Here is a 6,077-nt window from a genome sequence, read left to right as displayed (position 1 = left end):
TAGGGCGATCGGAACACCCCGTGTCGTCGCAGATCCGTACCGTGCTGCTGGTGATGGACGGATCCTGCGCGCAGGCGGCCAACAGCAACAGCAGCCCCGGTGCGAGTAAACGGCGATACATGGGTACTATCCTCAGGTTCTTATTGGCACCGCAATGCTTCGAGCTATCCACCCCGTGAGCTCGTACCCGGTTGCGTGCGGCGCACCGGATACAATTCCATCCGCCAACGCCGACACGCATCCCAAGGCTCTCTCAGGTTCTCTCTTCGAATCGTTCCGTCACTGTTTATTGCCGCCGCTTTTCGCCGCCCGCCCATGGCCGGCATCGACCTCCAAACATGACGCGACAAACAATAGTGACGTGGTGAGCAATAATAATGGAGAAAAATGGCATGTCAAGTTCCATCGCGCGTTTAAAGTTTGCGTGGCGCGTCAGCTTTGATATGCTCTTCCTCGCCAAAACCCTTGGAGACCCCCTCGAGATGTCCACCACCGAGCAGGCCAACGTCGATCTCATCACCGCCAACAAGGTGCGCGATCTCCTGAACCGGAACGGCATTCCGCCTCGAAGTCACAACACGACGATCGCGAACGTGCTCGGCCTGAGCTTCTCGGTCGTCACGCGCAAGATGAAAGGCCTGATCCCGTGGAACCTGTCGCAGTTGCAGGACATCGCGACGCACTTCGGCGTGCCGCCCGCGATCCTGCTCGACGACAAGGGCATGCAGCCGGCCGCGCCCGAGATGATCGACGCGACGTTCGTGATCGAATCGAAGCGCTTGCGCTGCCGCGCCGCGATCTCGACGAAGGCCACCAGCCAGATCGAAACGGATTTCGTCGCGCTGCAGTGGCAGGGCGAATGGATCGTCACCGAGCGCGCACACGCGCGCGAGGGGCGCACGTATCCGGTCGACGTGATCGAGCTGCGCTCGGCGCAGCCGAACGTGTATGCCGCGCGGATCGCCGTAGTCGACGATTCGCACGACGTCGCCGAAACGGTCTGTGAATATTTCATCGAGAAAGGCGTGAACGCGATCCCGTACTTCGACGGCGCGAGCTTCCGCAAGGCGCTGGAAGTCGAGGATTTCGACGGCTACATCCTCGACTGGATGCTCGGCGACCAGACGGCCGCCGAGCTCGTGCGCGGCATCCGCTCGAGCGAGAACAGCGGCGCGCCGATCTTCCTGCTGACCGGCAAGATCTCGACCGGCGAAGCGAGCGAGGACGAGATCGCGCACATCGTGTCGCACTACAACGCGCGCTGCGAGGAAAAGCCGGTGCGCCTGCCGATCCTGTTCGCGGAAGTCGCGCGCGAACTGAAGCTCACGCTGCCGGGCGCGGCCGCCGCGAACTGAAGCCGGAGCGACACACCACTACACGAACCACCAGACCGAGGGAAAGACATGCGCGTTTCAACCATCTGGATCAAGACCGTGCTGGCGGCCTGCCTGCTCGGAATGACTGCCGCGGCATGGGCCGCGTCGTCGTTCACGTTCACCGTCGACGGCAAGATCAGCAAGAGCAATCAGCAGGGGAAAACGGCCTACGTCTTTTCCGAGCCGGCGCTGATGGCGCTGCCGCAGCATACGATCGTCACGTCGACGAGCTGGACGCCGAAGGCGACCTTCACCGGCCCGCGCCTGTCCGACGTGCTGAAGACGGTCGGCGCGCAGGGCACGCAGATCGAATTCCACTGCATCGACGAATACACGTTCACGATTCCCGTTTCCGATGCCGACAAGTACGGCGTGATCCTCGCGCGGACGATGAACGGCAAGGTGCTCGGCAACGACAACTACGGCCCGCTGTGGATCATGTATCCGCGCGATCAGTATCCCGACGAGTTGAAGACGCCGCTCGGCGAAGCCAAATTCGCGTGGCAGATCATCGGCCTGACCGTGAAGTGACATGACGCGGCGGCGCTGGAGAAACAGAAAGATCATCCTGATCCTCGGCTCGCTGTGGATCGCGGGATTCACCGCATGGGCGTTCCTGCTGTGGGATCTCCTCGCCACCTCGGTCAACGAGGGCGTGCTCGAGGGGCCGCGCGAAGGCGTGTTCTGGACCGCCGCGCAATACCGCAACGTCTATACGCGCTTCGACCGGCAGCTGATTCTCTACGCGACGCGCGAGGACGACGATTTCGATCACGTGCAGATGCAGCTCGACAGCCTGTCGGTGTCGTTCGGGTTCCTGCAGCGGCCGTCGGAAGTGTCCCGATACTGGCTGCGCATCCCGCGCGCGCGCAACGAGATCGACGCGCTCGGCGAATTCATGACGCGCCTGAAGCGCGAGGTGCCGCTGCTGCGCGACGCGCCGAAGCAGGCGCATCAGGTGATCGACGAAGTCAATGCGTACTGGCCGAAGGTCAACGGCCTCGCGAACTACTTCCGCGCGATCGAAATGGCGCAGCGCGATTTCACGTTCCATCAATTGAAGGAAAAGCAGCGCGCGATCCTGATCCTCGGCATCGTGCTCGGCGTGATCCTGTGCGCGCTGTTCCTGCTGCTGTTCTATACGATGCGTACGCGCGACGACCTGCTGGCGCGGCAAAACGCGGCACTCGATGCGGAACGCAAGGCGTCCGACCGCGCGTTCGAGATGATCGAGGCGAAGAACGCGTTCCTCGGGATGGTCAGCCACGAACTGCGCACGCCGCTGCAGGCGATCTGCGGATCGATCGAGATCCTGCTGGCACGCCCGCAGTCCGACGCGAACCTGAAGACGATCCGGCGGCTGCAGAATTCCGCACTGTCGCTGGAAGCGCTCGTCAAGGACCTCACCGACTACATCAAGCTGCGCTCGACGAAACGCGTCGCCGAACTGGATACCGTCGGCATCGCGCCGCTGCTCGCCGAAGTGCTCGAACCGCTGCGCGGGAAGATCGCGGCCAAGCGGATCGCGGTCACGCAGCTCGTCGAGCCGCCCGGCCTCGCGATCCGCTCCGATCGCAAGCTGCTGCGGCAGGTGCTGTCGAACCTGATCGAGAACTCGGTCAAGTACACCGTCGGCGGCTCGATCACGGTGGCGATCACGCTCGCGGACGCGCCGGCCGGCGAGCAGGTGCGGATCGCCGTGCGCGACACCGGCGCCGGCATCGCGAAGCAGCATCTGCCGAAGATCTTCGAGCCGTTCTATCGCGCGAACGACGCGGTCGGGCTGCACGTGGACGGGATCGGCATGGGGCTCGCGGTCGTGCGCGAAATCGTGACGACGCTGCGCGGGCATGTGGACGTGCGCAGCGTGGTCGGCGAAGGCAGCGAGTTCGTCGTGACGCTGCCGGTCGAAGCACCCGGCGTCGAACCGGCCGGCAACGCAGCAGGGGACGCGCCCGCGCTACCGCCCGCGCTTCCGCAACGCGACCGGCGCGCGCTGGTGGTCGACGACAACGACAACGCGCGCGAAACGCTCGGCGCGATGCTGTCCGCGCTCGGCATCGAGGCTGACCTGTGCGGCACCGGGCAGGAGGGCGTCGCGCGCTTCGGTTCGGGGCGCTACGACCTCGTCGTGCTCGATCTCGAACTGCCGGACCTGAGCGGATTCGACGTGGCGCGGCGCATTCGCGCGGTGGCGCAACCCGACGGCGACGGCCGGCATCCGGCGATCCTCGGCGTCAGCGCGTATGAATCGGCCGCGTTGCGCGAGAACAAGCGGGTGTTCGACGCGTTCCTGCCGAAGCCCGTCCACCTGCGCGAACTCGGCGCGCTCGTCGAGAAGCTGCTCGCCTGAGCCGCACGCCGGCGCGGCATCGCGCGCTTCGCGCTTGCCCGGCCACTCGCCTGCTCGCCTACTCGCCGATCAGATGCAGCACGATGTCGCGCCGGTGCGCCGCGCGGCGATGCTCGAACACATAGATCCCCTGCCACGTGCCGAGCACCATACGCCCATGCTCGACCGGGATCGACAACTGCACCTGCGTGAGCGCCGTGCGCAGATGCGCGGGCATGTCGTCGGCGCCTTCGGTATCGTGCTCGTAACGCGTGTCGTCCTCGGGCGCGAGCGTCGCGAAATAGCGTTCGATATCGCGCCGCACCGACGGATCCGCGTTCTCCTGGATCAGCAGCGACGCCGAGGTATGGCGGCAGAACACGGTGAGCAGGCCGGTGCGGATCGCCTGCTGATCGACGAACGCGCGTACCTGCGGCGTGACTTCGACGAGGCCGCTGCCGCGCGTATCGACGCCGATGTGCGTGATGGCCTGTTGCATCGCCGTGACCTCAGGCCAGCGCGGCGAAGCCGTCGGCTTCGATCTGCTTCGCGTCGGTGGGGCGCACGACGCGCGCGACTTCGACCCCGTCGCGCAGGAATACCAGCGTCGGCCACAGCTTCACGCCGAACGAACGGCCGAGCGGACGGCCGGGGCCGTCCTCGATCTTCAGGTGCCGCACGGCAGGATGCGCGGCGAACGACGCCGTGATCGCGGGCTGCGCACCTGCGCAGATCCCGCACCAGTTCGCGCCGAATTCGATGACGGTTGCGCCGCCCAGTGCGTCGACTTCCGCGCGGGTCGGCGCGTTGGCGGTGTAGCGTTGCTCGGTGTCCATCGGGCCCTCGTGTACGTTGGCGAAACGCGACCGCGCGCGTCGGCGTGAGGCAGGCGCGCGGCCTTCGATTTCCTACTGTAGCGGAAAAGCCCGGCCGCTGCCGGTGTCGGCCCGGCGCGGTACCCGTGCCCCTTTGCGCACCCTTCGGAATGACACGACAAGAATCGGAGCGCCGCGCCGCCGCGACAGGATCAGCATGCGGACTGACCCGTCACCGAAGGACTCGACCATGAACGCGCCCCATTGCGTCACCGAACCGAACATCCTCTACTTCGGCACGCCCGTCGTGCTGGTCAGCACGCTCAATGAAAACGGCACGGCCAATCTCGCGCCGATCTCGTCCGCGTTCTGGCTCGGCTGGCGCGGCGTGATCGGCATCGCCGCCAGTTCGCAGACCACGCGCAACCTGCTGCGCAACGGCGAATGCGTGCTGAACCTGCCGTCGTCGGCGCAGGCGGACGCCGTGGACCGGATCGCGCGCACGACGGGCACGTATCCGGTGCCCGACGGCAAGCGCGCGAAAGGCTACGCATTCGAACCCGACAAGTTCGGCACGGCCGGGCTCACCGAGGCCGCGTCGCAAACCGTCGCACCGCCACGCGCGCTCGAATGCCCGGTGCATCTGGAGGCGGTCGTCGCGGCCACGCACGGGATCGGCGACGACATGCCCGACCTGCGCGGCCGCATTCGTGTGTTCGAGGTGCGCATCCAGCGTGTGCACGTGCATCCCGACCTGCTGATGGACGATCATCCGGACCGCATCGATCCCGACAAGTGGTCGCCGCTGATCATGAGCTTCCAGAAGTTCTACGGGCTGGCGCCCCGGCAGGTGCATGCGTCGCGGCTCGCCGAGATTCCCGAGCATGCGTATCGCAGCCCCGATATCGAGCGCTCGCGCGAGGCGGGCGTACTGACCGGTTCCGTGCGGTCATGACGCCGCACGCGCCGGCACGGCGGCATCGCTGATGAACGTGACGCGGATGACCGGCGCGGTATTCGGCGGGGCGATGCCGGGCGCGCTGTACGACGCGTGCGGCGGTGGTGCGACCGGGCTGCGAGTCGCGATGCTGACGGGCGGCACGCTACAGCTCGCGGGCGCGGCGCTCGCGTGGCGCACGGCCGGCGCGCCGGCGCCGATCGGATAAGATACGGCCGGCCACGCATCTGGGCCCATGACCGAACCGACGGAGTGTTTTCAGTGATTCAACCGACCGCAGTATTCAAGGACAACCTCGCGCAACTGCCGGCCATCGACGGCATCGCGCGCATCGATCTCGTCGGCGCGAACGGCGACGTGGTCGCGACCATCGAGAATCAGCCCGGCAAGCAGGGCTCGCTCGCGGTGTACCACTATCTGAAGCAGGCGTTCGGCACGCTCGACGCGAAAGCGGCCGAGCACGGCCTCGCGGTGTTCGCCGAGCATACGGCCGACGCGCGCAATCGTCCGGGCGCGCATCCGAACGTCGATCGCCTGCTGGCGATCGTCGCGGGCGGCGATGCGCTGCGCATCGACGTGGTCGCGAAGGGCTGAGT

8 protein-coding genes and 1 pseudogene are annotated in these 6,077 nt (G+C 66.3%); 6 read left to right on the top strand and 3 right to left on the bottom strand.

The window, feature by feature from the left end; genetic code table 11:
• Positions 1-121: pseudogene (locus CFB35_RS17350) on the bottom strand (sel1 repeat family protein); the annotation flags it as partial.
• A gap of 361 nt (positions 122-482) precedes the next feature.
• Between CFB35_RS17350 and CFB35_RS17345 the strand changes: the two are divergent.
• Genes CFB35_RS17345 through atsR form a run of 3 tightly spaced genes read left to right on the top strand, consistent with a single transcriptional unit; the run spans position 483 to position 3,729 of the window.
• Positions 483-1,355, top strand: coding sequence for a helix-turn-helix domain-containing protein (locus CFB35_RS17345; protein ID WP_059576173.1), 873 nt, complete (start codon positions 483-485; stop codon positions 1,353-1,355).
• Positions 1,356-1,403: 48 nt separating this feature from the next.
• On the top strand, positions 1,404-1,907 hold the full coding sequence (locus tag CFB35_RS17340) for a molybdopterin-dependent oxidoreductase (RefSeq protein WP_060314774.1): 504 nt from the start codon (positions 1,404-1,406) through the stop codon (positions 1,905-1,907).
• A 1-nt stretch (position 1,908) separates the two neighbouring features.
• Complete coding sequence (atsR, locus tag CFB35_RS17335; protein WP_059576179.1) at positions 1,909-3,729, top strand: hybrid sensor histidine kinase/response regulator AtsR; 1,821 nt, start codon at positions 1,909-1,911, stop codon at positions 3,727-3,729.
• A gap of 58 nt (positions 3,730-3,787) precedes the next feature.
• Here the strand turns inward: atsR and CFB35_RS17330 are convergent, their stop codons facing one another.
• Together CFB35_RS17330 and CFB35_RS17325 are read right to left on the bottom strand one after the other, a co-directional pair.
• Positions 3,788-4,207 carry a secondary thiamine-phosphate synthase enzyme YjbQ gene (locus CFB35_RS17330; RefSeq protein ID WP_059576183.1) on the bottom strand — a complete coding sequence of 140 codons (420 nt, stop codon included), beginning with the start codon at positions 4,205-4,207 and terminating at the stop codon, positions 3,788-3,790.
• Positions 4,208-4,217: 10 nt separating this feature from the next.
• Entirely contained in the window at positions 4,218-4,544 is a 327-nt protein-coding gene (locus CFB35_RS17325; RefSeq protein WP_059576186.1) for a thioredoxin family protein, read from the bottom strand.
• Positions 4,545-4,773: 229 nt separating this feature from the next.
• Here CFB35_RS17325 and CFB35_RS17320 point away from each other — a divergent pair, with 229 nt between their 5' ends.
• From CFB35_RS17320 to CFB35_RS17310, 3 genes are read left to right on the top strand one after another with little or no spacing between them, the layout of a single operon-like run.
• On the top strand, positions 4,774-5,478 hold the full coding sequence (locus CFB35_RS17320; protein WP_059576189.1) for a flavin reductase family protein: 705 nt from the start codon (positions 4,774-4,776) through the stop codon (positions 5,476-5,478).
• Positions 5,479-5,509: 31 nt separating this feature from the next.
• A complete protein-coding gene (locus CFB35_RS17315) occupies positions 5,510-5,689 on the top strand; it encodes a hypothetical protein (protein ID WP_059576192.1) in 180 nt (59 codons plus the stop codon).
• A gap of 53 nt (positions 5,690-5,742) precedes the next feature.
• Entirely contained in the window at positions 5,743-6,075 is a 333-nt protein-coding gene (locus CFB35_RS17310; RefSeq protein ID WP_059576195.1) for a DUF2322 family protein, read from the top strand.
• Positions 6,076-6,077 lie beyond the last annotated feature (2 nt).

The organism is Burkholderia sp. AU16482, from assembly GCF_002223285.1.
GTDB classification, from domain to species: Bacteria; Pseudomonadota; Gammaproteobacteria; order Burkholderiales; family Burkholderiaceae; genus Burkholderia; species Burkholderia semiarida.
The sequence above is the reverse complement of the archived record's forward strand: the minus strand, read 5'-3'. Positions and strand labels throughout refer to the sequence as shown.

Bases quoted from the DNA above. Each gene is read 5' to 3' on its own strand.
- atsR (WP_059576179.1), top strand. From the start codon at position 1,909: ATGACGCGGCGGCGCTGGAGAAACAGAAAGATCATCCTGATCCTCGGC.
- CFB35_RS17325 (WP_059576186.1), bottom strand. From the start codon at position 4,544: ATGGACACCGAGCAACGCTACACCGCCAACGCGCCGACCCGCGCGGAA.
- CFB35_RS17330 (WP_059576183.1), bottom strand. From the start codon at position 4,207: ATGCAACAGGCCATCACGCACATCGGCGTCGATACGCGCGGCAGCGGC.
- CFB35_RS17315 (WP_059576192.1), top strand. From the start codon at position 5,510: ATGAACGTGACGCGGATGACCGGCGCGGTATTCGGCGGGGCGATGCCG.
- CFB35_RS17345 (WP_059576173.1), top strand. From the start codon at position 483: ATGTCCACCACCGAGCAGGCCAACGTCGATCTCATCACCGCCAACAAG.
- CFB35_RS17340 (WP_060314774.1), top strand. From the start codon at position 1,404: ATGCGCGTTTCAACCATCTGGATCAAGACCGTGCTGGCGGCCTGCCTG.
- CFB35_RS17320 (WP_059576189.1), top strand. From the start codon at position 4,774: ATGAACGCGCCCCATTGCGTCACCGAACCGAACATCCTCTACTTCGGC.